This is a genomic window from Neorhizobium sp. 2083, from assembly GCF_031455615.1.
Lineage (GTDB): Bacteria > Pseudomonadota > Alphaproteobacteria > Rhizobiales > Rhizobiaceae > Neorhizobium.
The window spans coordinates 658,232-684,128 of record NZ_JAVDTC010000001.1 but is presented as its reverse complement, the minus strand read 5'-3'; the positions used below and the strand labels follow the sequence as shown (position 1 = coordinate 684,128).

Sequence of the window (25,897 nt, the reverse complement as noted above, 5' to 3'; positions counted from 1 at the left end):
AGAGCGGAAGCCCCTTATGTCACTTAAAAACCTTTCCTTGAACAAGAAGCTGATTATCACCTTCGCGGCGTTGATGTCGGTCTGCCTGCTGGCATCTGCCGGAGTTTACTGGCAGGCGCTGAAATCGAGCAGCTCGTCGGCCCGGCAGGCGGCCTCCCAGACGATCCTGATGAATGTGGACGCGGCGCTCGAGGCGATGCTGGAACAGGCCGTCAACCAGCGCGGCTTCCTGCTCTTCAAGAGCGACAGCACCTATAACGACGTCTTCAACAACCGCGAGAAGATGATCGTTGCGATCGACGCCGCCAAGAAGGCGGCGGTCGGCATGCCGGACATGCTTGCTTCGCTCGAAGCGATGCGGACCGCGGCCGACGTGTTCCACACCCAGCTCACCGTTCCGCAGCTCGATGCGCGCAAGAATACCAGCAAGCCGATCGAGGAAGTCATCGAGATCGGCCGCAACCAGTCGAAGGGCCAGCTCGACGTTTTCCGCGAGGCTGCCGCCAAGATCAAGAAACAGGCTTTCGACCTCTCGACCGCGATGGTCAATGCGCAGACCAGCGCCCATAACGACCTCCTGCTGACGCTTCTCATCGGCGGTGGCGTAGCCGGCCTGATCGCGGCCGTCCTCGTGTTCGCCCTGTCGGGCGCCATCGTCAAGCCGATTGTCGGCATGACGGAAGCCATGACCAGCCTTGCCGGCGGCAATCACAACATCGAGGTTCCGGCCCTCGAACGCGGCGACGAAGTCGGCCGCATGGCCAAGGCCGTCACTGTCTTCAAGGACGCGGCGATCGAGAAACAGGCCCTTGCCCGCGATGCGGATGCCCTGCGCGAGACCAGCGAGCGCGAACGTCGCAACAACGATGCCCAGAAGGCACGTGAGGCCGCCGATATCGAGTTCGCGATCGATGCGCTTGCGACCGGCCTCGCAAGCCTTGCCGATGGCGACGTCGCCTATCGTCTCGAAAAGCCCTTCTCCGGCAATCTCGATCGGTTGCGCACCGACTTCAACCAGGCGCTCGGCCGGCTGCAGGCCGCCCTCCAGGCGGTCGGCGAGAACGCATCGGCGATCAGCTCCGGTGCCGGCGAAATTCGCGCCGCGGCCGACGATCTCGGCCGCCGCACCGAGCAGCAGGCCGCCGCCGTAGAAGAGACCGCCGCCGCCCTCGAACAGGTGACGACCACGGTCAAGGAATCGGCCCGCCGTGCCGAGGATGTCGGCCAGCGTGTCGAGCGCACCCGCATCGGCGCGGAAAAATCCGGCGAAGTCGTCCGCCGTGCGGTCTCCGCCATGGAGGAAATCTCCAAGTCCTCGGGCGAAATCAGCAACATCATCAGCGTCATCGATGACATTGCCTTCCAGACCAACCTTCTGGCGCTCAATGCCGGCGTCGAGGCGGCTCGCGCCGGCGAAGCCGGCAAGGGTTTTGCGGTCGTCGCACAGGAAGTCCGCGAACTCGCCCAGCGCTCCGCCAACGCGGCAAAGGAGATCAAGGCGCTGATCACCACTTCCAGCCAGCAGGTGGATGCGGGCGTCGCTCTGGTCGGCGAGACGGGTCAGGCATTGGAAGCGATCGTTGGCGACGTGCAGCAGATCAACCAGCACCTCTCCGCCATCGTCATCTCCACCCGCGAACAATCGACCGGCCTCCAGGAGATCAACACCTCGGTGAACGCCATGGACCAGGGCACGCAGCAGAACGCCGCCATGGTCGAGGAGCAGAATGCGGCGAGCCACAAGCTCGCCCAGGAGGCTCAGGCGCTGGACGCGCTTCTGAGGCAGTTCAACTTCGGCGGAGCGGTGGCCCGCTCCTCCCGACCGGTTGCCGCCGCTGCGGAAGCTCGCCCGGTCGCCGCCACGGCGGAAGCCCGCCCGGTGGCGTCGCCTGCAAACGCCCTTCGCTCCAGTCTTGCCCGGGCCTTCCCCGGCAAGGCGGCGAGTGCTGCGGTCGTGAAGGAAGAGTGGTCGGAATTCTGACGCTCCCGATCAACCATCGATAGATGCAGAAAGGCCCCGTTCCGGGGCCTTTTTCGTGTTGCGAAGGCTTGAACAAGATCCCGGGAATACTGCTGCTATTGATGGCAGATACGGATCTATCAATCCTGAGTGGTAAATATCGGTATATTTTAAATTAGACAATTTTAAATTCAGGGAGATCATTTTTACGCCCATAGCGCGCATCGTTGTGCGCATCGCGTACGGCTCGCCGCAGCGAGCTTCCGTCCAGCTGGAAGCCATGACGATCGTCTGGATTGTCCGAATAGAGGAAACGACAGCGCATGTCCCGCCCCAGCATCAAGACCGTCCTGATAACCCTCTTTGCCGTCATCGGCGTGATATTCGCCGGCGCGGCCTGGCTCTCGGCACGCGCGGTAAACGACATGAATAACGAGACCGGAGAAATCGCCAGCAACCGTCTCCCCAAGCTCCTGGCGACGGAGGAAATCGGCAAGGCCTATTTCCGGGTGAATTTCGCCTATGCACGCCACATTCTGGCGCAGACGCCGGAAGACAGGAATGCGGCGGAAGCGTTTTACATCGAACGGCGGAAAGAGCTGAACGATCAGATCGAAGCGGTCAGGCCGAAGATCGTCAATCCGAAGGGCAAGGAACTGCTCGCAAACCTCGACAAGGCGATCGCAGCCTATACGCAGGTTGGCGAAACCCTTCTGGCTCTTTCCCGCTCAGACCGGAAAAGCGAAGCTGCCCGCGTCCTGAACGACAAGCTGGTGCCGCAGATCGAGACGGTGAAGGCGGCGCTGAGTGCGCAGCTCAAGTATAACCAGGACGCGGCCGATCAGGCTTACAAGGACACCCAGGCACTCTACGCGTCGACGCTGACGGCCAGCTACCTGATCACGGGTGTCTGCTTCCTGATCCTTCTCGGCGCCGGATTTTATTCGATCACCAATATCGCGCGGCCGGTACGCAGGATCACCTCGTCCATGCAGGAGCTCGCGGCCGGCAATTGCGACGACACCATTCCTTTTGCCGGACGCGGCGACGAGGTCGGCGCCATGGCCGCTTCCGTCGAAGTCTTCCGGCAGGCGGCGATCGAAAACCGCCGTTTGACGGCGGAAGCCGAGGAGCAGCGCAGCAGCTACGAGCGGCAGCGCGTCGCGCTCGGCAAGGCGGCCGCGGAAGAGGCCCGCCGCCAGTTGCTGCAGGCCACGGGCGCATTCGCGAGCGCCCTGAAACATCTCGCTTCCGGCGACCTCAGCTACCGGATCACCGAAACCGTCTCCGAGGACTTCACGGCCCTCTGCAGCGATTTCAACACCGCCGCCCTGCAGCTTTCGCAGACCCTTTCCTCTGTCGCCGAAGCGGCCGGCGCGATCGACAACGGCACGCAGGAAATCGCCTCGAGCGCCAACGATCTTTCCAAGCGCACCGAACAGCAGGCGGCTTCGCTCGAAGAGACGGCGGCCGCGCTGGACCAGATCACCGCCAATGTCGGCAATTCGACGAAACGCGCAGAAGAGGCGCGCCAGGCGGCAACGCTGGCCAATGACAGCGCCCGCAGGTCTGGGGAGGTGATGGCGCAGGCGATGCAGGCCATGAGCCGGATCGAGGAATCGTCCAGGCAGATTTCCAGCATCATCGGCGTCATCGACGAGATCGCCTTCCAGACCAACCTGCTGGCGCTGAATGCCGGCGTCGAGGCGGCGCGTGCCGGCGAGGCGGGCAAGGGTTTCGCCGTGGTTGCCCAGGAAGTCCGGGAACTGGCGCAACGCTCCGCCACGGCCGCCAAGGAGATCAAGGGCCTTATCCAGAATTCCGCCGGCGAGGTGGAAAGCGGCGTGAGACTGGTCGGCGGGACCGGCGAGGCGTTGAGGGCGATCGAGAACCACATCGTCACCATCAACACCCATATGAATGCCATCGCCATATCCGCCAGGGAACAGTCGACAGGGCTTGCGGAGGTCAATACCGCCGTCAACCAGATGGACCAGGTGACGCAGCGCAATGCCGCCATGGTCGAGGAATCGAATGCCGCAAGCACCAGGCTTGCGTCGGAAAGTGTCAGGCTTCGCGATCTGATCGGGCAGTTCAAGCTGGCCGGATCCGCGCCGCATGGCGCCGACCAGGGGTGGCGGGCACCCCGGCAGGTGTCGGACAACCGGTGGGCCGGATCGCTCCATGAAACGCCGCGCGTCAAGGCGGCCCATGCCGCAGGCGGCCGGACGGCCCTGGCGACGGCGGCCAAGGAAGACTGGTCGGAATTCTGATCGTCCCGACGAGGCCGCTGCCGGTGGCTTTTCCGCCGCGCCGATCCGGTCTATCCTCGCGCCGCGATGGGTAGGGGGCTGACATGCGGTGCAAAATGCTGATCGGTGGATTGCTGGCCTTTGCGCCTCCCGCATTCGCCAACGATTCCATGGCGGAGCTGAAGACCGGCGGGCTGATCTACGTCCAGACTTCCGATGTCGCGATGGCCGAGGAACAGCTCTACATTTCCCGCGAGGAAGTGCTGGTCGACTACGTGTTCAAGAACACCAGCGACAAGGATGTCGAAAGCGTCATCGCCTTCCCGATGCCCGATATCACCGGCAGCATGGACAGCAATATCGCGCTCGACGATACCGACAGCGACAACTTTCTCGGCTTCTCGGTCGTGCAGGACAGCCGGCAGATCAAGCCGGAGCTGCAGCAGCGGGTGCTGGCCGCCGGCATCGACCGCACCGACGAACTCGTGGCACGCAACATTCCGCTTCTGCCCTATAGCGACAGGACGCTCGCCGCGCTCAAGGCCCTGCCTGAAGACGTGAAGACGGCCTGGATCGCCGAGGGCCTCGTGTTCATCGACCGCTACGATGCCGGCAAGGGCTGGCAGGAGGACCTGCGGCCTCTCTGGGCGCTCCGCTCCGTCTATTGGTGGAAGACGAAATTCCCGGCCGGCAAGCCTGTCCGCGTCAGCCACCGCTATAAGCCGAGCGTCGGCGGCACGGTCGCCATGACTTTCATCGACCAGGGCAAGCCGGGAGGAAACTACAAGGACTATGCTGACCGCTACTGCATCGACGCCGCCTTCATGAAGACCGCCGCAAAACTCGAAGCGGCGGCCGGAAAAAGCGGCCCGAACTATACGGAGCAATGGGTCTCTTACGTCCTCACCACCGGCGCCAACTGGGGCGGCACGATCGGCAAGTTCAAGCTTACGATCGACAAGGGCAAGGCGCAGGACTATGTCAGTTTCTGCGGCGATGGCGTGAAAAAGGTCGGCCCGACGACCTTCGAGATGACGGCCGACGATTTCTATCCCCAGAAGGACCTGAACATCCTGTTCTTGACCGCCGCCGACCAGTAACCGCGGCTCAAATCCCAATTCAATGATATTGAATGAAACGTGATCGTACCGGTGCTTGCCGGGCGGGCCGAAAAGCAGGATGCTTCCCGTTGTGGTGAAGAGTTCCGGAATGTTCCATGCTGCGCCGCCCTGCCGATGGCTATGATCCCATCGCGATCGTTCTGCACTGGCTGATCGCGACGTTGATTCTCGGCCTGCTGGTCCTCGGTTTCGCCATGACCCGGCAATCCATCGATCCCGCCCTGCAGTTCGCACTCTTCCAGTGGCACAAGTCCTTCGGCATGCTGGCGCTGCTTCTGGCCGTGGTGAGGCTTGTTCATTCACTGACCGTCGTGCGGGTGAAGCCTGTGGAAGGCCTTACTGCCCTGGAACATCGCGCAGCACATGCGATGCACCATCTGCTGCTGGTCCTGGCGGTGGTGGTGCCCGCGGCCGGCTGGATGATCGCCTCCGTCTCGCCGCTCGAAATCCCCACCTTCGCCTTCAACCTCGTCGTCATCCCGCATCTTCCGGTGCCGAAATCGGATGCCGCCGAGGCCCTCTGGACCACCGCTCACGCGGTTCTCGCCTATTCCACGCTCGCGCTCGTCTTTCTGCATTCGGGCGCTGCCCTCTACCACCACTATGTCAGGCACGACGACGCGCTCACCCGCATGCTCGGCAACCGGCACCGCGCGGTGAAAACGTCCATCGAGGAGCACGGACCATGACCCGCAAGACAACCGTCATAGCAGCGATGCTGCTCACCATGTCGCTTCCCCAGGCCGGCTTTTCGGCGGTGAACGTTCCGAGCCTCACCGAGGCGGCAGGGCGTTATGCCATCTCATCCAGTTCCCGCATCGCCTTTGCCGTGGACCAGGTCGGCGGGGGCGGCATCAAGGGCAGGTTCGGCAAGTTTTCCGGCACGTTCAACCTGAAGGCCGGCGATCTCGCCCATTCCATGGTGAACTTCGACCTGAAGCCGGAAAGCGTCAGCACCGGCCAGGATCGTATCGATGCTTTCCTGCGCTCCGGTGCCGTTTTCGATTCCGGTCATTTCGAGACGATCTCGTTCCGCTCGGAACGGGTCGAGCAGACCGGGCCGGACAGCGCCCGCATCACCGGCACGCTGACCGCCAAGGGGCACAGTTCGCCGGAGGTCTTCGAGGTGAAGCTGACCTCCTGGAACGGCCGCACGATCGGCTTCAATGTCAGCGGCAAGATCTTCCGCTCGCGTTATGCCATGGATGTCGGGACCCCGATCTATTCCAATGTCGTGCAGTTCGACATGATGATCGAGGGCGAGCGGAACTAGAGTGCTCCGCTTCCCGCAGATGTAATTCAATGGTTGTAAGTATTACCGCTTCGGGCTGTCGAGGCGAAGCCGCGCTTGCGGGCCGGCTTTGCGACATAGAGCCAACCCATTGAGTTAAAATCAAAAATTCTGTGGGGCGGAGCAGTTTGGAATCTGTCTAGAAAATACTGCTTTTGAAGTATATCCCCATATCCGGCTTGCGTGCCGGCAAAATTATGACACTGTCATCAAGAATATAAAAGGGGGAAGCGTTTATGGATAATACAGTATATCCAATCACCACAGTATATCCAATCGATGTGGAAACTCTTCTTACGGACGTCGATGGTGCCCGTTCGATGGCCCGGCAATATGCAGGGGCCTACCAGTCGGCGTCGCCCTATCCGCATATCTGCATCGATAACTTTCTGCCCGATGCGGTCCTGGAAAGGGTTCTGGCCGACCTGCGCAACCGTCCGGAACAAGAGACGAGCTTTGCGCGAGCACAGGAAAACAAGAAGGTCTCATACGTACCGGAGCGCCTTCCGGCCTATACCAAAAACCTCTTCTACGCGCTGAACTCGCGCCCGTTCCTGCTTTTCCTCGAAGAGATGACCGGCATCGAAGGGTTGATTCCCGATCCGTTCTTCTTCGGCGCCGGCGTTCATGAAGTCGCCAATGGCGGGCATCTCGACATCCATGCGGATTTCAACCTGCATTCCAAGATGAAGGTCGAGCGCCGGCTCAACACGCTGATCTATCTCAACAAGGGCTGGCGGGAAGAGTGGGGCGGCTCGTTCGAGATCTGGGACAAGGAGATGAAGGGCAAGGTGCACAGCTTCACCCCCCTGTTCAACCGCATGGTCACCTTCTCGACCACCTCGGATTCCTTCCACGGCAATCCTGCGGTCGTGAACCATCCGGAGGGCAAGTCGAGAGACTCGATCGCGCTCTATTATTACACCGCGACATGGGACGATTCCCGCAAGTCGCATTCGACGCTCTTCAAGCCGCGGCCGAACTCCGTCGACAAGAAGGATTATGCGGAAATCCGCCGCGACGTCCTGCGGGATTTTACCCCGCCGATGCTCTATCGCAAGATCATCGGCCCCCTGAGCCGCCTCGGCTTTTAGTTCGGGAGAGCCAGAAGGCCAGGCTCAGCCGGCAAAACCGATGCCGATCTGGGTCTGGCCGAGCGTCTTGAACACGGTCGAGACGATGCCGGCGCGGTCCAGGCCTGCCTTGGCGTACATCGCATCCGGGCTGGCCTGTTGCATCCAGATGTCCGGCAACACCAGCGAGCGGATCTTCAACCCGTTGTCGAGCAGGCCCTCGCTCGAGAGGAACTGCAGCACGTGGCTGCCGAAGCCGCCGACCGCGCCTTCCTCGATGGTGACGAGCACTTCGTGATGGCGGGCGAGCTGGCGGATCAGGTCGTGGTCCAGCGGCTTCGCGAAGCGGGCATCCGCAACGGTTGTCGAAAGGCCGGCGGCGTCGAGATCTTCCGCCGCAAGCAGACATTCCTGGAGGCGGGTGCCGAAGGAGAGCAGCGCCACCTTGGCGCCCTGCTTGACGACCCGGCCCTTGCCGATTTCGAGGATCTGGCCACGTTCCGGCAGCTCGACGCCGACACCTTCGCCGCGCGGGTAGCGGAACGAGATGGGGCCATCGTCATAGGCCACGGCGGTGCGCACCATGTGCTTCAGCTCCGCCTCGTCGGCGGCGGCCATGACGACCATGCCCGGCAGGGTCGCGAGAAAAGTCGTGTCGAACGAGCCCGCATGGGTCGGCCCGTCGGCGCCGACGAAGCCGGCGCGGTCGATCGGAAAGCGCACCGGCAGGCCCTGGATCGCCACGTCGTGGACGACCTGGTCGTAACCGCGCTGCAGGAAGGTCGAATAGAGGGCGCAGAAAGGCTTGTAACCCTCGGCAGCCAGGCCCGCCGCAAACGTCACCGCATGCTGTTCGGCGATGCCGACGTCGAAGGTGCGGGCGGGGAAGACATCCGCCAGCTTGTCGATGCCCGTGCCGTTCGGCATCGCAGCAGTGACACCGACGATCTTCTCGTCGAATGCGGCTTCCTGCACCAGCGCTTCGCCGAAGACGCTCGTATAGCTCGGCGCGTTCGGTTTCGATTTCGCCTGGGCTCCGGTGATGACGTCGAACTTGTTGACGCCGTGATATTTGTCGGCGGCGGCTTCGGCCGGTGCGTAACCCTTGCCCTTCTGCGTCACCACATGGATCAGCACCGGGCCGCGGGCATTGTCGCGCACATTGCGCAGCACCGGCAGGAGATGGTCGAAGGAATGGCCGTCGATCGGACCGATATGGTAGAAGCCCATTTCCTCGAACATCGTGCCGCCGGTGACGTAACCGCGCGCATGTTCGACGGCGCGGGTGATCGCCCGATCGACATTCTTGCCGAGATAGGCGGTCAGTTTTTTGCCGAGATCGCGAAAGCCCATATAGGTGCGGCCGGAGGCGAGCCGCGCCAGGTAGGCGCTCATCGCGCCGGTCGGCGGGGCGATCGACATGTCGTTGTCGTTGAGGATGACGATCAGCCGGGCATCGAGCGCGCCGGCATTGTTGAGCGCCTCATAGGCCATGCCGGCCGACATCGCGCCGTCGCCGATCACGGCGATTACGTTGCGCTTCGAGCCGGAAAGATCGGCGGCGACAGCCATGCCGAGGCCCGCGGAGATCGAGGTGGAAGAGTGTGCGGCGCCAAAAGGATCGTATTCGCTTTCGGCCCGGCGGGTGAAGCCGGAAAGCCCGTCCTCCTGACGCAGCGTGCGGATGCGGTCGCGCCGGCCGGTCAGGATCTTGTGCGGATAACACTGGTGCCCGACATCGAAGATCAGCCGGTCGTCGGGCGTGTTGAACACCTTGTGGATGGCGATCGTCAGCTCCACGACGCCCAGGCCGGCGCCGAGATGCCCACCGGTGCGTGACACCGCATCGATCATCTCGTCACGCAATTCGCGGGCAAGCTGCGGCATGTCGCGATCTTCGATCTCGCGAAGATCAGCAGGAAGCTTGACCTTGTCGAGCAAGGGCGTGGCGGGCGTTGATGTCACGGATGGTGGCCTTTTCTGCTCTTTTCCGGAAGCGTCTTCCTCCCCAACATGAGAAGAAAACAGGCTTTTTCAAGTTGCATGACCCCGGGTTCTACCCGATTTCAGGCGGCGGGCAAGGGGACAAACTCCTCCTCGTCGCCGGGCACGATGTCGAAACGGCCGGTGCGCCACTCCTCTTTCGCCTTTTCGATACGCTCCCTGGAGGAGGAAACGAAGTTCCACCAGATATAGCGCTTGGAATTCAGCGCCGCCCCGCCGAACAGCATCAGATGACAGCCCATCGCGCCGGCTTCGAGCGTGATATTGTCACCCGGCCGGAAGACGAGAAGCTGATCGGCAGCAAACCGGTCGCCCGAAACCACGAGTTCGCCCGAAAGAATGTAGATCGCCCGCTCCTCATGCGCCGCGGCGAACGGGAAGCGTCTGCCTGCCTCAAGGCGGAGATCGACGTAGAGCGTGTCGGTAAAGGTCGAGACCGGCGAGCCAAGACCTTCGAAAGCGCCAATCACAATCCGGCCTTTCGCGCCGTCGGCGTCGATGAGCGGCATGTTTTCCTTGCCCGTATGCGCGAATGTGGGATCGATCTCTTCCTTGTCGTCCGGCAACGCCAGCCAGGTCTGCAGGCCGGAAACCGACATCGGATGGCCACGCAGGTTTTCCGGCGTGCGTTCCGAATGCACGATGCCGCGGCCGGCGGTCATCAGGTTGATGTCGCCCGGCCGGATGACCAGTTCGGTGCCGAGACTGTCGCGATGCTTGATCTCGCCGTCGAACAGATAGGTCACGGTGGAGAGCCCGATATGCGGATGCGGCTTGACGTCGAGCGCTTCGTCGGCGCGCAAGAGCGCCGGCCCCATCCGGTCAAAAAAGATGAACGGTCCCACCAGCCGCCGCTGCCGGCTGGGCAAAGCGCGCCGCACGGAAAATCCGCCGATATCGCTGGTGCGCGGGATGATCAGGTTCTCGATCGCGTCGCAGGCAAAGGCGTCGCCCGCGGCCGGGTCGGTTCCGGGGAAAAAGGACATGGGATGCTCGCTACAGTGTTTCCTGGTCTTCGGGATATCGGGCGAGGAATGTTTCGAGTTCAAGGAGAAGGGGAGGAAGACGCTCGACAATGGTCGTCCAAATCACGGAGTCCAGAACGCCGTTATAATCATGACGCAAAACATTGCCTAGATTCCGAATGGCGAGCCAGTCATGCGCGGGGAACAGTTCTTCAGCCAACGAGCTGAGTTTGACCGACGCTTCGGAAACACGCGAAAAACATCGCTCGACTGCGTCCCGGACCAGTCTGTTTTTCGCATATGCGTGAAAATCCATGCCCTGGGTATACTCAAGGATTGCAGCACCATTTTCGACGATATCGCGCATCCGCGTCAGAGGGCGTTTAGAAGGCAATGGCGCGGTCCCGTTCTATGGAGCGCCGCACGTTCTCCTTTTGAATTGGTTCGGCGATCACATCGACGTTTTCGTACCCTGTAATTTCGGTAATGCGCTCCTGCAGGATCGCCAAAGCACTGAAGTATCCGAGGCCGGATTTGATTACGGGCTCGGAAAATTTGACAAGAATATCGAGATCGGACTCCGTCGTTGCTTCGCCCCTGGCCACAGAGCCAAAGATCGACACATGCTCCGCACCCGCGGCGCGCAGCTCGTCCTCGTGCTCCCTCAGCTTGGCAATGACCAGATCCTTGTCCATGCGGGTAATATAGTGGACCCGCCGGATTTGGTCGAGAGCTTCAAGGGCACCTGCTCAGCACGACCTCATCCCCCGCGGTCGTTCCAAGCTCCACGCACCCGCCGTCATGGCAAAGCCTCCACCCGCTCGGTGTCATGCCTGAAGCCGCCAGCGAAACGCGTTCCTGTGGCGGCAGGACCGGGTGCCACACCCACCAGCCGTCCTTCAGCACCGCATCCGCTCCGGGCTCCATGCCCGCACCGGAACCCTTGACCTCGGCCTGCCGAAGCTCCAGGCCGGCCGGCGTTATCGCCCAGGTTTCGCGCCATTCCGTTTTCTGCACCGAATGGGTCCAGGAGAGCGTGAACATCGAGAGCGCGATGGCCGTCGTCTTTCCGCCCGCCAGGATACAGAGGCTCATCGGCCGGCGCTCAGTTAAGTGCCGGAGCGGCCGGGGCGTTGCGGTTGCGCCACCAGTGCTGCGCGACGACGGCAACCCCGAGCACCCAGCCCAGTTCGTCGGTCCATGGGAGGGCTATCACGAGGCTTGCGCCGGCGATGAAGGCGAGCAGCCGCTCCCAGGTCGCCATGCGCGCGAACAGGAAGCCGACCACCGCCGTGCCCCAGAGCGCGATGCCGAAACATGCCTTGAGGACGACATAGGCGACCTCCACCGGGTAACCCCATGCCGCGGCGATCGCACCCGGATCCTGCAGCATCAGTGCCGGCGTATAGACGGCCATGAAAGGCACGACGAAACCGGCCGTGGCGAGCTTGGTCGCTTCCACCCCGATCTTCAGCCCGGATGTCTTGGCCATCGGAGCGGCGGCGAAGGCGGCCAGCGCCACCGGTGGCGTCAGGTCCGCCATGATGCCGAAATAGAAGACGAACATGTGGCTGACGATCAGCGGCACGCCGAGTTCGAGCAGCGCCGGCCCCGCAAGCGACGAGGTGATGATATAGTTCGGGATGGTCGGGATGCCCATGCCGAGGATCAGGCAGGTGATCATCGTCAGCACCAGCGACAGGAACAGGTTGTGTTCGCCGACCCGGATGATCGCGCCGACAAAGGTCGAGGCGATGCCGGTCAAGGTCAGCGTGCCGATGACGATGCCGACGATGGCGCAGGCGATGCCGACCGGCAGCGCGTTCTTGGCGCCTTCGGCCATGGCATCGCGGCAGATCGCCAGCGTCTGGTGGCCGCCCTTGACGAAGAAGCAGCCGGCGATCAGGGCAAGGATGACGATCGCCAGGAAGCTCACGCCATAGCGCAGGAAGGAGGCCGCGGCGACGCCGAGCAGAACCCAGAAGACGAGGCGAAAGGCGATCGGGCCGATGCTTGCGGCAAGCGGCATGCCGAGGATCAGCACGATCACCAAAGCAAGGCCCATCGTACCGGCGAAGATCGGCGTATAACCGGCAAACAGCAGGTAAACGAGGGCCGCGAGCGGTAGGATCAGCGGCCAGTGCTCCCGGACGGCCGCCCAGGGGTTCGGCAGTTCGGCCTTGCTCATGCCCTTGAGGCCGGCCTTGCCGGCTTCCAGGAACACCATCCAGAAACAGACGCCGAAATAGAGGACCGCCGGGATGATCGCCGCCTTGACGATCTCCGCATAGGAGACGTTGAGCGTCTCGGCCATGATGAAGGCGACCGCACCCATGACCGGCGGCATGATCTGCCCGCCCATCGACGACGTCGCCTCGACGCCGCCCGCAAAGGCGGAGCGGAAGCCGAAGCGCTTCATCAGCGGAATGGTGAACTGGCCCGACGCCACGACATTGGCGACGCCCGAGCCGGAAATGGTGCCCATCAGCGCCGAGGACATCACGCAGACCTGTGCCGGTCCGCCGCGCCAGGTGCCGACGAGGCCGAGCGCAAAGTCGTTGAACAGCGCCAGCATGCCGGCGCGTTCCAGAAAGGCCGCAAACACTACGAAGATGAAGATATAGGCCGCCGAGACATAGATCGGCGTGCCGTAGATGCCTTCGGTTCCGTAGGCGAAATTCTCGATGATCTGCTCGAAATCGTAGCCGCGATGCACGAATGGGCCGGGCGCATATTGTCCGAGAAAGCAGTAGGCCAGGAATAAACCGGCGATGATCGTCAGCGGCAGGCCCATCAGGCGCCGTGCGGCTTCGAAAACGAGCACGATCAGCAGCGCTCCGACGATGAGGTCCGGCGTCGTCAGGAACCCGCTTCTGACGATGAGGTCGTGATAGAACACCCAGTTGTAGATGCCGGTCAGGAAACCGACGATGCCGAGCGCCCAGAACCAGATCTTGCCGGCCTTCGTCCTGGCGACGAGATTGCCGATCAGCACGAAGCCAAGCAGCAGCAGGAAGCCCACATGCATGGCGCGGACGATCTGGCTCGCAAGCGTGCCATAGGCCGCGGTCCAGATCTGGAAGAGGGTGAAGGTGAACGCGATCCAGAAGGCGATACGCCCGGTGGTCCCTTCACCGAAACCGGCCGGCAGGCCCTCGATCGGCTCTTCGGCGCTTTGCGGTCCTGTCGGATGGTGCATTGTGGATTCGGACATGTTTGCTCCGGAGATCGCTTGCCCCTCACCCTAACCCTGTCCCCGCTTGCGGGGAGAGGGGACGTGCCCCGAGCACGGCCGAGAGAGGGGAAGACGGTGCGGCATATGTCCTTCTCCCCGTCCTGACGGGGAGAAGGTGCCCGGCAGGGCGGATGAGGGGCAATCGCTCCCTTTACTTGATCAACCCGACTTCCTTGTAATACCGCTCGGCGCCCGGATGCAGCGGCACCGGCATGCCCTCCAGCGCCTTCTTCACGTCGATCGCCTTGGCGGCCGCGTGGGCTGCGGAAAGCTTCGGCAGGTTGGAGAACAGCAGCTTGGTCATCTGGTAGACCGTCTCGTCCGAGACGCCCGAATGGGTGATCAGGAAGTTGCCGACGGCGGCGGTCTCGACATCCGCGGTCTGGCCTTCATAGGTGCCGGCCGGGATCTTCACCGAGACATAGGGCGCGCCGATCTTGGCGACTTCGGCGGCCGGGATCGCCACGACGTTGATCTTCAGCGAGGTGGCAAGGTCGCGGATCGAGGCAACGCCGAGGCCGGCCGATTGCAGCGTCGCATCAAGCTGGCGGTTCTTGATCAGTTCGACCGATTCGGCGAACGGCAGATATTCGGTCTTGCCCAGATCCTTGTAGGACATGCCGGCGGCGGTGAAGATCGCCCGGGCGTTGAGCTCGGTGCCGGAGGCAGGGGCGCCGACCGACAGGCTCTTGCCCTTGAGGTCGGCAAGCGTCTTCACGCCGGATTCGGCGCTCGCCACCACCTGGATATAGTTCGGATATATGGCGGCGATGCCGCGCAGCTTGTCGAGCTTGGCGGGGAAGCCCGCTTCCTTGTTGCCCTTCCAGCCCTCCTGCACGGAATCTCCGAGCGAGAAGGCGATTTCGCCGCGTCCTGCCTGCAGCAGGTTGAGGTTTTCGACGGAGGCCTTCGTCGCTTGCACCTGGGTGCGGCTGTCCTTGATCCCCTGTCCGTAGATTTCCGCAAGCGCGACGCCGAGCGGATAATAGACGCCCGATGTGCCGCCGGTCAGCACGTTGATAAATTCCGCAGCCTTCGCGCCGGCTGCGGAAAACGCCGTCGAAACGGCAAGCGTCGCCGCGAACATGAGATTGATTTTGCTGGCCTTCACGCCGAAATTCATAATGGTCTCCTCCCAAAACAACCATAAGATGGAGGCCATCATGGGGAGGCACTTCCGGTGCGTCAATCGGTTTATGACGCATTCCGTGCGAAGGTCGTAAGACTTTGGTTTAGGCGGGGAAGCTCACTCGCCGTCGAGCGGCTCGACGCCCTGCGGCTTGCCGGCGCGGTCGAGGCGGATCTTTTCGATGCGGTTTTCGGCGGCCGTCAGCAGTTTCTCGCAGTGTTTCTTCAGCGCTTCGCCGCGCTCGTAGATGGCGATCGACTCGTCGAGCGCCACGTCGCCGCGCTCCAGCCGCGCCACGATGCTTTCGAGTTCGGCGACGGCTTTTTCGAAGGAATAGCCGCTCACATCGAGGCTCTCGGTGTTTTCGGTCATCGTCTATCCCTTCATCAGTCTGCAGATGTGCATGCCCGCCGATTCGGCGAGCCCTTCGAGATCATATCCGCCCTCGAGCAGGCTGACGACCCGGTTGTTGGCATACTTCCCCGCCATTTCCATCAGCCGCCCGGTCGCCCAGTCGAAATCGTCGCCGACAAGGTTGATCTGCGCCAGCGGATCGCGATGATGCGCGTCGAAGCCGGCCGAAATGATGATGAAATCCGGCCGGAAATTGTCGAGCGCCGGCAGCACGCGGCTCTTGAAGGCTTCGCGAAAATGTTCGCTGCCGGTATCGGGCGAAAGCGGGGCGTTGACGACGTTATTCCTGGTGCCGGTCTCGTCCTTGGCGCCGGTGCCGGGATAAAGCGGCATCTGGTGGGTCGAGCAGAACAGAACCGACGGATCGTCCCAGAAGATGTCCTGGGTGCCGTTGCCGTGATGCACGTCCCAGTCGACGATCGCGACGCGCTCGATGCCGTATTTCCTCTGTGCATGCCGGGCTGCGATCGCGGCGTTGTTGAACAGGCAGAAACCCATCGCCTTGTCTTTTTCGGCGTGATGGCCGGGCGGTCTTGCCGCCACGAAAGCATTGTCCACCTTGCCGGTCGCCACGTCGTCGATGGCCGCCATCGCGCCGCCGATCCCGGTCAGCGCCGCCTGCAGGCTTTTCGGCCCCACATAGGTGTCGGCCTCGATCTGGCGGATCGTGTCCTCCTCGGGAATTTCACGCATCACGGCCCGCAGGTGCTCTTCCGGATGGGCAAGCAGAACGGCGTCCTCGTTCGCCTGTGGCGCGTCCTTGCGGTCGAGCCGGGCGAAATTCGGATGCTCCAGCGCGATCGCCAGCGATCGAAGCCGGTCCGCCCTTTCGGGATGTCCTTCGGGCGTACGGTGTTCGAGGAAGATCTTGTGTTCGTAAAGGCGCGTGGTCATGCGGCGGCCTCGTGAGGGTCAGTCCGGTCTGGACCATTCCGACATGGCGCAGAAAGCGGACTTTTTCAAGCTGCAACCCCTTGCTCTCGCACTTGTTTAGCTTGAAAGAATGGTCTTACATGAGTGGGTGCAACCCAGAGGGCATCGTGGCGAAAGAGTCAGTCAAGTCTCAGGAATTCCGGGTTCCCTTCCGGGATGTCGACATGAACGGAGAGATGTTCCGGTCATCCTATGTCGTGCGGGCGGAAGAAGCCGTCACGGAATTCTGGCGTCGCCGCAAGCCGCAGAAGGACGATCCGTTCTTCAGCATCGGCAAGATCACCTGCACGTTCCATTCGGCCCTGAAACTCGGCGATATCGTCCACACCCATATCGGGGTCAGCAAGATCGGCGGAAAGTCCGCCGGTTTTCTGGTGCATATGCTGCGGGGCAACGAGGCCGTCGCGGAGGCCGAGATCGTCTGGATAACCTGCGATCCCGAGAGCAAGGAGCCGATCCCGCTTCCAGAAGACCTGCGCGACTGGCTCTACCAGTTCCTGGATTGATAAGAGTCTGTGATCAGGCCCGTTGCGGCAGCAACGGGTACCCGACCATCACGGCGCGCCCCGCAAGTGCCGCGATCATCGCCTTCAGCACATCGCCCGGAATGAAGGAGAGATCGCCGATGAAGGCCGTCGAAAGCCCGGTTCCGGTGACATAGGCGAGGTAGATGACCCCGAGCGCATGGTCGATGACCACGCCGCCGAGCAGCGCCGCGAGGAAAAATCCCGTGATCTGCACGATCCCGGTCTGTGACCGATCGACGAAACGCTCGGAACAATAACCGGTGACGACGGCCGCGAAGAACCAGCCGACGAGATAACCGGCCGTCGGCGAGGCGAAGGTGGCAAGGCCGCCGCGTCCGCCCGACAGCACCGGCAGGCCGATTGCGACGAGCAGCAGGACCAGAAGCACCGCGAAACCGCCGCGCTTGGCGCCGAGGATCACGCCCGCCAGCATGACGCCCAGCGACTGCGCCGTGATCGGCACCGGAATGAACCCGAGCATGATCGGCGGCACGAGACCGAGCGCCACGATAATGGCGGCGAAAAGGGCGGCCAGAACGAGATCACGGGTGGTCATGCGATGCGAATCCTCAGGTCTTTACGTGCCGTTATTTCTGCGCCCGGATGCCGCGTGCGTCAATGGCAGCGGCAATCTCGTCGGCATTTTTGAGCGTCAGGATGATGAGTGGCACGGCAAGCGTCAGCGGTTTCGGCTTGAGACCTCGGGCGCGATGGGCGTCGCGGATGGCCTGGTAGCGGCTGAGGATTTCCGGCACGAAACGGATGACGAGACCGATCGAAAGCCCGATATCGGCGGCCTTGACGACCCCCAGACGTTCGAGCGGCATGGCAAGACGTGTGATCTCGTCGATGAAATCGCCGGTGCTGGTGGTCGCCGTCACGACCGCGGCGAAGAAGGCAAGCGCCGTCAGCCGGGTCGCCGCAACCAGCGCGTCATGAGGGCCGTTGAAAGCGAGCGTGAACAGCGCAACGATCGCGATGGTCATGAGGATCGGCCGCAGCCGCAGCCAGGATTGGCGCCATCCGAGCCGGAGCGAGGCATAGACGAAACCGCCGAGAATGGCCGCGCCTGACAGAACGGCCGGCGAATGGATCAGAAAGAGGACGAGGCTGACAGCCGCGAGGCCGAGAAGTTTCGGGCGCGGCGAAAGCCGGTGCAGAAACGTGTCGCCCTCCACATAGAGCGTTTTCATGCCGCAAGCTCATGGTAGCGGGCGATGACCTTCGCCGGCGCACCGTCATCGGCAAGGCGGCCTTCATGGAAAAGCAGGACCCGGTCGAAGCCGGCGATCAAGCCGAGATCATGGCTGATGACGATGACGTTTTCCTCGAGCCCGTGGATCGTCCGCTCCACGAGGCCCCGGTTCCTGAGGTCGAGCTGGTTGGTCGGCTCGTCCATGATCAGGATATCCGGCCGGGTGACCAGAACCGAGGCGAGCGCCGCCAGCTGCAATTCGCCGCCGGAAAGCTCATGTGCCCGCCGTTCGCCGAGATCGGCGATGCCGAAACGGGCCAGCACGGCCTCCACCGCCTTTTCCGTATCCGCCTTCGGGAGTTTGCGGCTTTTCAGCCCGAGCGCGATATCCTCCTTCAGGATCGGCAGGATGATCTGGTTCTGCGGGTTCTGGAAGATGAACCCTGCCTGGCCGCGCACCTTGTCGCCGTCCTTCACCGTATCGAAACCGTTGACGCTCACCCGGCCCGCGGCGGGCAGGACCAGCCCGTTGATCATCCGCGCGAACGTGGTCTTGCCGGAGCCGTTGAGGCCGATCACGCCGATCCGCCGCTCGGTCAACGACAGCGTCAGCGGATGGACGACGGTGCGTCCCTCGAAACGCGCTTCTGCCTGTTCGAAACGGATATCCAAGCCTGTCCCTCGCTGTTCAGCGGTCTATAGACCGGAAGAAGGGGAAGGGGAATGTAGAACCGAACGTGAACATTGAATCCGGCGCGGCGACATCCTAGTCTACATCCCATGGCGATTCTCATTCCGAACGATCAGGCCCGCAGAATATTCCTCGAACGGCAGCGGCTCTGCGAGCCGCCCGGCCGGGCGCTGAGCAAGGCCGGCCTGCTGCAACTCATAGACGATCTCGGCTTTGTCCAGGTGGATAGTATAGCCACCGTCGAGCGCGCCCATCACATGATCCTGTTTTCGCGCAACCAGACCTACCGGCGCGAGCACCTGACAGCACTTCTGGAAAAGGACGGGGAGCTGTTCGAACACTGGACGCATGACGCCTCGATCATTCCGGCCAGTTTCTTCCGCTACTGGAAACACCGTTTTCGCCGCCGCGAGCCGGTTCTGGCTGAACGCTGGAGGAAATGGCACGGCGAGGGGTTCGACGCCGCCTTCGAGGACACCTTCCGGCACATCGCCGAAAACGGCGCGATCATGTCCCGCGACATGAAGCAGGAGGATCACAAGTCCGGCGGCTGGTGGAACTGGCACCCCAACAAGACGGCGCTCGAATATTACTGGCACACCGGCAAGCTGGCGATCGCCGGGCGCGTCAACTTCCAGAAGATCTACGACCTGATGGAGCGGGTCATTCCGCTGCATCATCACGAGCCGGAAGTCAGCCACGAAGAATTCGTCGACTGGGCCTGCCGCGGCGCCATGTCTCGCCTCGGTTTCGCGACCTCCGGCGAGCTTGCCGCCTTCTTCGATCTGGTTACGCCCGACGAGGCGAAGGACTGGGTGAAGTCCCATCGCGATGAACTCACGGAAGTGCTGATCGAGACCGCCGACGGCAGCCGTCCGCGCCCATCCTTCGCCTTTGACGGTTTTCCGGAAAACCTTGGGCCGATCCTCGAACCGCCCGCCCGGGTGCGCGTCCTCAGCCCCTTCGATCCGTTGCTGCGCAACCGCGACCGCGCCGAGCGGCTGTTCGACTTCTTCTACCGCATCGAGGTTTTCGTGCCGGAGCCGAAGCGGCAATACGGCTATTACGTCTTCCCGCTGCTTGAAGGCGACCGGATGATCGGCCGCATCGACATGAAGGCGGACCGCAAGTCGGGTACGCTGGACGTGAAGAAGCTCTGGCTTGAAAAGGGCGTTCGGGCTTCAGCCGGGCGGTTGGAGAAGCTGGAGGCGGAACTGGTGCGGGTCGGGCGGTTCGCGGGGGTGGACAAGGTGGCCTATCAGGAGGGCTGGCGGGGGGAATAGGTTGTTTGCCTTTGCTTTAAGGCCATCTTTGTGCCCGCGATACCCCCCTCTACCCTGCCGGGCATCTCCCCCTCAAGGGGGGAGATCGGCTAGGGGCGGGCTCACCGTCCTCCGTTGAAGCTCGAAGTTTGCTTCAGGCGAGGCAACGTCCCTTACTCCGTCCTTGGACGATCGTGATGGAGTCGAAAGGGCTGCTCCATCCGATCTCCCCCCTTGAGGGGGAGATGCCCGTCAGGGCAGAGGGGGGTGCCTACGGCACGCCCTCAATTTTGGAATATCCGTGGTAACTCGCGCCCACCTACTGTTTCCACCTGAGGAACACCGTCGCAAGCGGCGGAATGATCAGGGAGATGGAAAATTCCCTGCCATGCGCCGGCTGGCGTTCCGTCCAGGCTTCCGTCTGGCCGAGATTGGCGCCGCCATAAACCCCGGCGTCGGTATTGAGCACCACGTCCCAGCGGCCTTCCCTGGGCACGCCGATCCGATAGCTTTGGCGCGGTACCGGGGTCATGTTGGACAGGACGAGCATGTACGACGAACGGTCCGGCGACGAGCGCAGCATGCCGTAGACCGAGTTCTCAGCATCGTCGGCGACCGCCCATTCGAAGCCTTCATGGTGCAGATCGCCGTATTGCAGCGCGGGTTCCTGCGCATAGAGCGCATTGAGATCGCGGATCAGCCGCTGGACGCCGGCGTGGTCGGGCCTGTCCAGCAGGTCCCAGACGACCGAGCCGTCGTGGTTCCATTCACTCTCCTGCGCCAGTTCGCCACCCATGAACATGAGCTTCTTGCCGGGATGACCCCACATGAAGCCGTAATAGGCGCGCAGGTTGGCAAGCTTCTGCCAATGGTCGCCCGGCATCTTGGCCAGCAGCGAGCCCTTCCCGTGCACCACCTCGTCATGGGAGAGCGGCAGGATGAAGCGTTCGGAATAGGCATAGATCATCCCGAAGCTCATGGCGCCATGGTGGTATTTCCGGTAGACCGGGTCGTCCTGCATGTAATGCAGCGTGTCGTGCATCCAGCCCATGTTCCATTTGAAATCGAAGCCGAGGCCGCCCTCTTCGGTCTTCCTGGTGACCCCCGGCCAGGCGGTCGATTCCTCCGCCGCCGTGAACGCGTGCGGGCAGCGGTCATGGATGATGCTGTTCAGGTGCTTGAAGAATTCGACGGCCTCCAGATTTTCTCGGCCGCCATACTGGTTGGGGATCCATTCGCCCTCGTTGCGGCTGTAGTCGCGATAGAGCATCGAGGCAACGGCATCGACCCGCAGCGCATCGACATGATAGTGCTCCAGCCATTCCAGCGCAGACGCGATCAGGAACCCCTTCACCTCGTTGCGGCCGAGATTGTAGATCAGCGTGTTCCAGTCCTTGTGAAACCCTTCGCGCGGATCGGCATGTTCGTAGAGCGGCGTCCCGTCGAACCTCGCAAGCCCCCAGACGTCGGTCGGAAAATGCGCCGGCACCCAGTCGAGGATGACGCCGATGCCGGCCTGATGGCAGCGATCGATGAAATAGGCGAAATCCTCCGGCGTGCCGTGGCGCCCGGTCGGCGCGAACAGCCCGAGCGGTTGGTAACCCCAGGAACCGCCGAACGGATGCTCCATGATCGGCAGCATCTCGATATGGGTGAAGCCGAGGTTCTGCACATAGGGGATCAGCCGCTGGCTGAGCTCGACCCAGTCGAGATGGCGGTTGCCCTCTTCGGCGATCCGCAGCCACGAGCCGAGATGCACCTCGTAGATCGACATCGCGCCTTCGCGATCCCGCTCGGTGCGTTGCCTGCGCATCCACTCCTCGTCGTTCCAGCGGAACGGTTTCGATGAAGCGACAATCGAGGCCGTGGATGGTGCCGCCTCGCTGGCGCGGGCCACCGGATCGGCCTTCTGCGGCAGCAGGTTGCCGTTGCCGTCGAGCAGTTCGAACTTGTAGCGCTCGCCGTGGGTGAGGCGGGGGATGAAGATTTCCCAGATGCCCGCCTGCGGACGAAGCCGCATCGGATACCGCCGCCCGTCCCAGGAATTGAAATCGCCGACGACGGAGACGCGCCGGGCATTCGGCGCCCAGACGGAAAAGCGTACGCCCTCGATGCCTTCGACCTCCATCGGGATAGCGCCGAGCGTCCGGCCGAGGTCGTAATGGGTGCCCTGACCGATCAGATGCAGGTCGAGATCGCCGAGCAGGAGCGGGAAGCCGTAGGGATCTTCCATTTCCTGTACGGCATCCGGCCAGCGGATCCGGAAGAAATAGGGCGCCGTGCTGCCGGTCACGCCGGCAAAAACCCCGCCTTCATGGATGGTTTCGAGCTCGGCCAGCACCTTGCCGGTATAGGCCTCCACCACTTCGACCGCCAGCGCGCCGGGCAGAAGCGCCCGTACCACCGTGAGATCGCCGTATTGATGTCGTCCGAGGATCGAGAACGGGTCTCCGTGCCGTCCTTCGACAAGGGCAGCGAGGCCCTCGCGGGCGGTGCCGATCATCAGGTCTGCGCGCTCGTATCTCATGAGACATTCTCCAGAAGTCGGGATGCGATCGCCGAGAAGCCGGCAAGCGGCAGGGGGAGCCAATGGGGGCGGCTGCGCACCTCGTAGGCGATCTCGTAGGCAGCTTTTTCAAGAAGGAAGAGATCAAGGATGCGTTCCCGGTCGTCCTCATGGATGCGCAACGCTTCCGAACTCCCGGTGGCCTCGAAATAGGCTTCGAGGAAGGCGGGTTCCGCCATCTCCATGAACCGGCCGACCAGCGCCTTGTGGCGGGCGCCCTCCACCTCGCTGACGATCTCCCGGTCGAGATCGGCAGAGGCTGCAAGATAGCTGAGCGAGCGCAAGAGCCCTGCGACGTCGCGTAATGGGTTTGTCTTTGCCCGCCGCTCGGCAAGGTCGCGGGTCGGTTCGCCTTCGAAGTCGATGATGTATGCATCGCCTTCCGCGACCAGGATCTGGCCGAGATGGAAGTCGCCGTGGTTGCGGGTCATCAGCGTGCCTTCCACCGCTCCGGCGAAATGCGTGGCGAGGCCAAGAAGGTCGTCGCGGCGTTCCAGAAGCCCCTGCACTTCGCGCGCTATATCCGAGTCGAGACCCTCTACCGTCTTTTCGAGGATTCCCAGGCTCTGCGAAATCTGTCCCCTGACAGCCTCTCGCCATTTTTCCGCATCGGCTGCCGTGGCCTGGACCGGCTGGAAGTCCGGGTCTTCGGTCGGCTGGGCAAGCGCCACGTGCAGTTCGCCGAGCCGTTTGCCGATGGCCATGACGAAATTGACGAGCGGCTTGAAATGCTCGTCCACGACGTCGCCCTCGAGCCCGGTCACGACGATCTCGTCGATGGCGCGGCGCAGGTTGCTGAGCATCCAGTTCCAGGCGTCGCCCTGATTGCGGATCGCGCTCTGCACGATGATCAGCGTATAGCGGCTTCCGTCCGGGGCCGTGCGGGCGACCTCACCGAGCAGTTGCGCCGTGTTCTGGTAGCCGACATTGGTCAGGTACCGGGTCATCTCGACTTCGGGATGCATGCCGGGGAAGACGTGACGGATGAGCTTCACCATCGCCATGTCGCCCAAGATCAGCGAACTGTTGGATTGCTCGGCCGACAGCCAGTGGATGGCCATGTCCTCGTTGATCGTCAGGCAGTCGAGCTTGTCGGTGCCGATGAATTCCAGCGTGCCGGCACGGCCGGAAATCACCGAACGTTCGCAAAGGCCGCGGATCACGCCGCGCGCCAGTCCCTCCATGGCGAACCCGTCCGTCAGGAAGCCGACGCGGCGGCCCTGCCGGATGCGCGCGAGCGCCAGCTGCTGGGCAAGCGCGGTCGGCTGGGCATCGTCCCAGGAGACGGCAAGCGGCAGCAGGTAGGTGTCCTTGCGGCCGTTCACCTCCGCTTCGAGTTCGCCGAGCAGGATGTTGTTGGCGAAGGGGATCGGCGTTGCGGCGACCAGCGAGGCTCCGGTCAGGATTTCGCCCTTGGAGCCGAACCAGCGGCGCTTGCCGAGATAGGCGGGCAGGACCTCGTTGGACAGCGTGCCGGCAAGCCGCGGCTGGTCGACCAGTTCCTGCAGGTCGCGGCGGGTGACCATGGTCACCATGTCCTGCATCTGCTCCGGCGGCTCCTTGCGCCAGACCGGGCCGTCCGCTTCCGCCACCAGCTGGAACCAGAAGAAGCCGAAAGGCTGCAGGGTGAGCAGATAGGTGAGCTGGCCGATCGGCGGGAACGGCGACATGCCCGACAGTTCGATCGGCACGCGTCCGGCGAACTGCGCCAGGTCAAGCTCCACCGCCTGCGGCAGGCGCGACAGATTGGCGACGCAGAGGATCGTGTCGCCATTGTATTCCCGCAGATAGGCAAGGATCTTGCGGTTGCCCGGCGCCAGGAACCTGAGCGAACCGCGCCCGAAGGCGGAATGCTTGTTGCGCAGGGCCAGCATCCGCCGCGTCCAGTTGAGCAGCGAATGGGCGTCGGCGCCCTGCGCCTCGACATTCACCGCCTCGTATCCGTAGAGCGGGTCCATCACCGGCGGCAGCACCAGCCTTGCCGGGTCGGCCTTGGAGAAACCGCCATTGCGGTCCGGCGACCATTGCATCGGCGTGCGCACCCCGTCGCGGTCGCCGAGATAGATGTTGTCGCCCATGCCGATCTCGTCACCGTAATAGAGGACCGGCGTTCCGGGCATGGAGAGAAGCAGCGCGTTCATCAGCTCGATGCGCCGGCGGTCGCGCTCCATCAAGGGAGCAAGGCGGCGGCGGATGCCGAGATTGATGCGGGCGCGGCGGTCGGCGGCATAGATGTTCCAGAGGTAGTCGCGTTCCTCGTCGGTCACCATTTCGAGCGTCAGCTCGTCGTGGTTCCGAAGGAAGATCGCCCATTGGCAGTTTTCCGGGATTTCCGGCGTCTGCCGCATGATGTCAGTGATCGGGAAACGGTCTTCCTTGGCGATCGCCATGTACATGCGCGGCATCAGCGGAAAATGGAACGCCATGTTACATTCGTCGCCATTGCCGAAATATTCGTTGGTGTCTTCCGGCCATTGATTGGCCTCTGCGAGCAGCATCTTGCCGGGGTGCGTGGCATCGAGCGAGGCGCGGATCTTCTTCAGGATCTCGTGCGTCTCGGGCAGGTTCTCGTTGTTGGTTCCCTCGCGCTCGACGAGATAGGGGATGGCGTCCAGCCGGAACCCGTCGATGCCGGTATCCGCCCAGAAGCGCATGACGCCGAGCAGTTCTTCCAGCACCTGCGGATTGTCGAAGTTGAGGTCCGGCTGGTGGGAATAAAAACGATGCCAGTAATAGGCGCCGGCGACCGGGTCCCAGGTCCAGTTCGATTTTTCCGTGTCGAGGAAGATGATCCGGGTTTCGGGAAATTTCTGGTCCGTATCCGACCAGACGTAGAAATCCCGCTCCGGCGTGCCGGCTGGGGCATGCCGCGCCCGCTGGAACCACGGATGCTGGTCGGACGTGTGGTTGATGACGAGCTCGATGATCACCCTTATGCCGCGCTGGTGCGCCGCTTCGACGAAAGCCTTGAACTCGTCCACCGTGCCGTAATCGGGGCTGACGCTGCCGTAATCGGCAATGTCATAGCCGTCGTCTCGTCGCGGCGAGGGGAAGAAGGGCAGCAGCCAGATCGCGTTGGCCCCGAGCGAGGCGATATGGTCGAGCTTCTCGTGCAGGCCCTGGAAATCGCCGATCCCGTCGCCATTGGCATCGAAGAACGACTTGATGTGGAGCTGGTAGATGATCGCGTCCTTGTACCACAAGGGATCGCTCTCTTGGCCTTGCGCCTGGTTCTGAGTCTGACCGCGGCTGCCCGTCATGTCCATTTTGTTTTCCTCC

23 protein-coding genes are annotated in these 25,897 nt (G+C 62.8%); 8 read left to right on the top strand and 15 right to left on the bottom strand.

What is annotated here, in order from left to right; all coding sequences use genetic code 11:
• Positions 1-16: 16 nt before the first annotated feature.
• Positions 17-1,981, top strand: a complete 1,965-nt coding sequence (locus J2X76_RS03640) for a methyl-accepting chemotaxis protein (protein ID WP_113130779.1) — start codon at positions 17-19, stop codon at positions 1,979-1,981.
• Positions 1,982-1,990: 9 nt separating this feature from the next.
• Here J2X76_RS03640 and J2X76_RS03635 read toward each other — a convergent pair whose 3' ends face one another.
• On the bottom strand, positions 1,991-2,242 hold the full coding sequence (locus J2X76_RS03635; protein WP_310213273.1) for a hypothetical protein: 252 nt from the start codon (positions 2,240-2,242) through the stop codon (positions 1,991-1,993).
• Positions 2,243-2,283: 41 nt separating this feature from the next.
• Here J2X76_RS03635 and J2X76_RS03630 point away from each other — a divergent pair, with 41 nt between their 5' ends.
• From J2X76_RS03630 to J2X76_RS03610, 5 genes are all read left to right on the top strand, one after another.
• Positions 2,284-4,233 (top strand): methyl-accepting chemotaxis protein, encoded by a 1,950-nt coding sequence (locus J2X76_RS03630; RefSeq protein ID WP_310213271.1) that lies wholly within the window; start codon positions 2,284-2,286, stop codon positions 4,231-4,233.
• Positions 4,234-4,316: 83 nt separating this feature from the next.
• Positions 4,317-5,312: a DUF4424 domain-containing protein gene (locus tag J2X76_RS03625; RefSeq protein WP_310213268.1), complete on the top strand. Its 996-nt coding sequence runs from the start codon at positions 4,317-4,319 to the stop codon at positions 5,310-5,312.
• Between the two features lie 116 nt (positions 5,313-5,428).
• Complete coding sequence (locus tag J2X76_RS03620; protein WP_310213265.1) at positions 5,429-6,022, top strand: cytochrome b; 594 nt, start codon at positions 5,429-5,431, stop codon at positions 6,020-6,022.
• Entirely contained in the window at positions 6,019-6,606 is a 588-nt protein-coding gene (locus J2X76_RS03615; protein WP_113130783.1) for a YceI family protein, read from the top strand. The genes J2X76_RS03620 and J2X76_RS03615 overlap by 4 nt, the downstream gene beginning before the upstream one ends.
• Positions 6,607-6,860: 254 nt before the next feature.
• Positions 6,861-7,718, top strand: a complete 858-nt coding sequence (locus J2X76_RS03610; protein ID WP_113130784.1) for a 2OG-Fe(II) oxygenase — start codon at positions 6,861-6,863, stop codon at positions 7,716-7,718.
• Positions 7,719-7,742: 24 nt separating this feature from the next.
• Here J2X76_RS03610 and dxs read toward each other — a convergent pair whose 3' ends face one another.
• From dxs to J2X76_RS03565, 9 genes are all read right to left on the bottom strand, one after another.
• Complete coding sequence (dxs, locus tag J2X76_RS03605) at positions 7,743-9,662, bottom strand: 1-deoxy-D-xylulose-5-phosphate synthase (protein WP_310213262.1); 1,920 nt, start codon at positions 9,660-9,662, stop codon at positions 7,743-7,745.
• Positions 9,663-9,763: 101 nt separating this feature from the next.
• Complete coding sequence (locus J2X76_RS03600; RefSeq protein ID WP_310213258.1) at positions 9,764-10,687, bottom strand: pirin family protein; 924 nt, start codon at positions 10,685-10,687, stop codon at positions 9,764-9,766.
• Positions 10,688-10,697: 10 nt separating this feature from the next.
• Entirely contained in the window at positions 10,698-11,033 is a 336-nt protein-coding gene (locus J2X76_RS03595; protein ID WP_310213254.1) for a HepT-like ribonuclease domain-containing protein, read from the bottom strand.
• A gap of 16 nt (positions 11,034-11,049) precedes the next feature.
• The gene (locus J2X76_RS03590; RefSeq protein WP_113130788.1) at positions 11,050-11,361 is read right to left on the bottom strand and encodes a nucleotidyltransferase family protein; all 312 of its coding nucleotides are present in this window, start codon (positions 11,359-11,361) and stop codon (positions 11,050-11,052) included.
• A gap of 40 nt (positions 11,362-11,401) precedes the next feature.
• Positions 11,402-11,761 carry a DUF1850 domain-containing protein gene (locus tag J2X76_RS03585; RefSeq protein ID WP_310213249.1) on the bottom strand — a complete coding sequence of 120 codons (360 nt, stop codon included), beginning with the start codon at positions 11,759-11,761 and terminating at the stop codon, positions 11,402-11,404.
• Between the two features lie 10 nt (positions 11,762-11,771).
• Positions 11,772-13,880 (bottom strand): TRAP transporter permease, encoded by a 2,109-nt coding sequence (locus tag J2X76_RS03580; RefSeq protein ID WP_310213246.1) that lies wholly within the window; start codon positions 13,878-13,880, stop codon positions 11,772-11,774.
• 172 nt (positions 13,881-14,052) lie between these two features.
• On the bottom strand, positions 14,053-14,988 hold the full coding sequence (locus J2X76_RS03575) for a TAXI family TRAP transporter solute-binding subunit (protein WP_310214702.1): 936 nt from the start codon (positions 14,986-14,988) through the stop codon (positions 14,053-14,055).
• Between the two features lie 159 nt (positions 14,989-15,147).
• Complete coding sequence (locus tag J2X76_RS03570; RefSeq protein ID WP_038540522.1) at positions 15,148-15,402, bottom strand: exodeoxyribonuclease VII small subunit; 255 nt, start codon at positions 15,400-15,402, stop codon at positions 15,148-15,150.
• A 3-nt stretch (positions 15,403-15,405) separates the two neighbouring features.
• Positions 15,406-16,338 carry a histone deacetylase family protein gene (locus J2X76_RS03565; protein ID WP_113131683.1) on the bottom strand — a complete coding sequence of 311 codons (933 nt, stop codon included), beginning with the start codon at positions 16,336-16,338 and terminating at the stop codon, positions 15,406-15,408.
• 146 nt (positions 16,339-16,484) lie between these two features.
• Here J2X76_RS03565 and J2X76_RS03560 point away from each other — a divergent pair, with 146 nt between their 5' ends.
• Complete coding sequence (locus J2X76_RS03560; protein WP_162732518.1) at positions 16,485-16,883, top strand: thioesterase family protein; 399 nt, start codon at positions 16,485-16,487, stop codon at positions 16,881-16,883.
• Positions 16,884-16,896: 13 nt separating this feature from the next.
• Here the strand turns inward: J2X76_RS03560 and J2X76_RS03555 are convergent, their stop codons facing one another.
• The 3 genes from J2X76_RS03555 to J2X76_RS03545 are packed head-to-tail and all read right to left on the bottom strand — an operon-like array spanning position 16,897 to position 18,771.
• A complete protein-coding gene (locus J2X76_RS03555) occupies positions 16,897-17,460 on the bottom strand; it encodes a biotin transporter BioY (RefSeq protein WP_113283635.1) in 564 nt (187 codons plus the stop codon).
• A 31-nt stretch (positions 17,461-17,491) separates the two neighbouring features.
• Positions 17,492-18,097 (bottom strand): energy-coupling factor transporter transmembrane protein EcfT, encoded by a 606-nt coding sequence (locus tag J2X76_RS03550; RefSeq protein ID WP_310213226.1) that lies wholly within the window; start codon positions 18,095-18,097, stop codon positions 17,492-17,494.
• Positions 18,094-18,771, bottom strand: a complete 678-nt coding sequence (locus J2X76_RS03545) for an energy-coupling factor ABC transporter ATP-binding protein (RefSeq protein ID WP_310213223.1) — start codon at positions 18,769-18,771, stop codon at positions 18,094-18,096. The genes J2X76_RS03550 and J2X76_RS03545 overlap by 4 nt, the downstream gene beginning before the upstream one ends.
• A gap of 108 nt (positions 18,772-18,879) precedes the next feature.
• Here J2X76_RS03545 and J2X76_RS03540 point away from each other — a divergent pair, with 108 nt between their 5' ends.
• Positions 18,880-20,073 carry a winged helix-turn-helix domain-containing protein gene (locus J2X76_RS03540; protein ID WP_310213221.1) on the top strand — a complete coding sequence of 398 codons (1,194 nt, stop codon included), beginning with the start codon at positions 18,880-18,882 and terminating at the stop codon, positions 20,071-20,073.
• A 298-nt stretch (positions 20,074-20,371) separates the two neighbouring features.
• On the opposite strand, the gene glgB is transcribed toward J2X76_RS03540, so the two are convergent.
• Both glgB and treS read right to left on the bottom strand, forming a co-directional pair.
• A complete protein-coding gene (gene glgB, locus J2X76_RS03535) occupies positions 20,372-22,579 on the bottom strand; it encodes a 1,4-alpha-glucan branching protein GlgB (protein WP_310213219.1) in 2,208 nt (735 codons plus the stop codon).
• Entirely contained in the window at positions 22,576-25,884 is a 3,309-nt protein-coding gene (gene treS, locus J2X76_RS03530) for a maltose alpha-D-glucosyltransferase (protein ID WP_405029970.1), read from the bottom strand. Before treS ends, glgB begins: the two co-directional genes overlap by 4 nt.
• Between the last annotated feature and the right edge of the window lie 13 nt (positions 25,885-25,897).

Excerpts from the sequence above, each read along its gene's own strand:
- J2X76_RS03585 (WP_310213249.1), bottom strand. The coding sequence starts at position 11,761 with ATGAGCCTCTGTATCCTGGCGGGCGGAAAGACGACGGCCATCGCGCTC.
- J2X76_RS03540 (WP_310213221.1), top strand. The coding sequence starts at position 18,880 with ATGGCGATTCTCATTCCGAACGATCAGGCCCGCAGAATATTCCTCGAA.
- J2X76_RS03630 (WP_310213271.1), top strand. The coding sequence starts at position 2,284 with ATGTCCCGCCCCAGCATCAAGACCGTCCTGATAACCCTCTTTGCCGTC.
- J2X76_RS03620 (WP_310213265.1), top strand. The coding sequence starts at position 5,429 with ATGCTGCGCCGCCCTGCCGATGGCTATGATCCCATCGCGATCGTTCTG.
- J2X76_RS03640 (WP_113130779.1), top strand. The coding sequence starts at position 17 with ATGTCACTTAAAAACCTTTCCTTGAACAAGAAGCTGATTATCACCTTC.
- J2X76_RS03635 (WP_310213273.1), bottom strand. The coding sequence starts at position 2,242 with ATGGCTTCCAGCTGGACGGAAGCTCGCTGCGGCGAGCCGTACGCGATG.
- J2X76_RS03575 (WP_310214702.1), bottom strand. The coding sequence starts at position 14,988 with ATGTTCGCGGCGACGCTTGCCGTTTCGACGGCGTTTTCCGCAGCCGGC.
- J2X76_RS03590 (WP_113130788.1), bottom strand. The coding sequence starts at position 11,361 with ATGGACAAGGATCTGGTCATTGCCAAGCTGAGGGAGCACGAGGACGAG.
- J2X76_RS03550 (WP_310213226.1), bottom strand. The coding sequence starts at position 18,097 with ATGAAAACGCTCTATGTGGAGGGCGACACGTTTCTGCACCGGCTTTCG.
- J2X76_RS03595 (WP_310213254.1), bottom strand. The coding sequence starts at position 11,033 with ATGCGCGATATCGTCGAAAATGGTGCTGCAATCCTTGAGTATACCCAG.
- J2X76_RS03600 (WP_310213258.1), bottom strand. The coding sequence starts at position 10,687 with ATGTCCTTTTTCCCCGGAACCGACCCGGCCGCGGGCGACGCCTTTGCC.
- J2X76_RS03555 (WP_113283635.1), bottom strand. The coding sequence starts at position 17,460 with ATGACCACCCGTGATCTCGTTCTGGCCGCCCTTTTCGCCGCCATTATC.
- J2X76_RS03570 (WP_038540522.1), bottom strand. The coding sequence starts at position 15,402 with ATGACCGAAAACACCGAGAGCCTCGATGTGAGCGGCTATTCCTTCGAA.
- J2X76_RS03580 (WP_310213246.1), bottom strand. The coding sequence starts at position 13,880 with ATGTCCGAATCCACAATGCACCATCCGACAGGACCGCAAAGCGCCGAA.
- glgB (WP_310213219.1), bottom strand. The coding sequence starts at position 22,579 with ATGAGATACGAGCGCGCAGACCTGATGATCGGCACCGCCCGCGAGGGC.
- J2X76_RS03610 (WP_113130784.1), top strand. The coding sequence starts at position 6,861 with ATGGATAATACAGTATATCCAATCACCACAGTATATCCAATCGATGTG.
- J2X76_RS03615 (WP_113130783.1), top strand. The coding sequence starts at position 6,019 with ATGACCCGCAAGACAACCGTCATAGCAGCGATGCTGCTCACCATGTCG.
- J2X76_RS03565 (WP_113131683.1), bottom strand. The coding sequence starts at position 16,338 with ATGACCACGCGCCTTTACGAACACAAGATCTTCCTCGAACACCGTACG.
- treS (WP_405029970.1), bottom strand. The coding sequence starts at position 25,884 with ATGGACATGACGGGCAGCCGCGGTCAGACTCAGAACCAGGCGCAAGGC.
- J2X76_RS03625 (WP_310213268.1), top strand. The coding sequence starts at position 4,317 with ATGCGGTGCAAAATGCTGATCGGTGGATTGCTGGCCTTTGCGCCTCCC.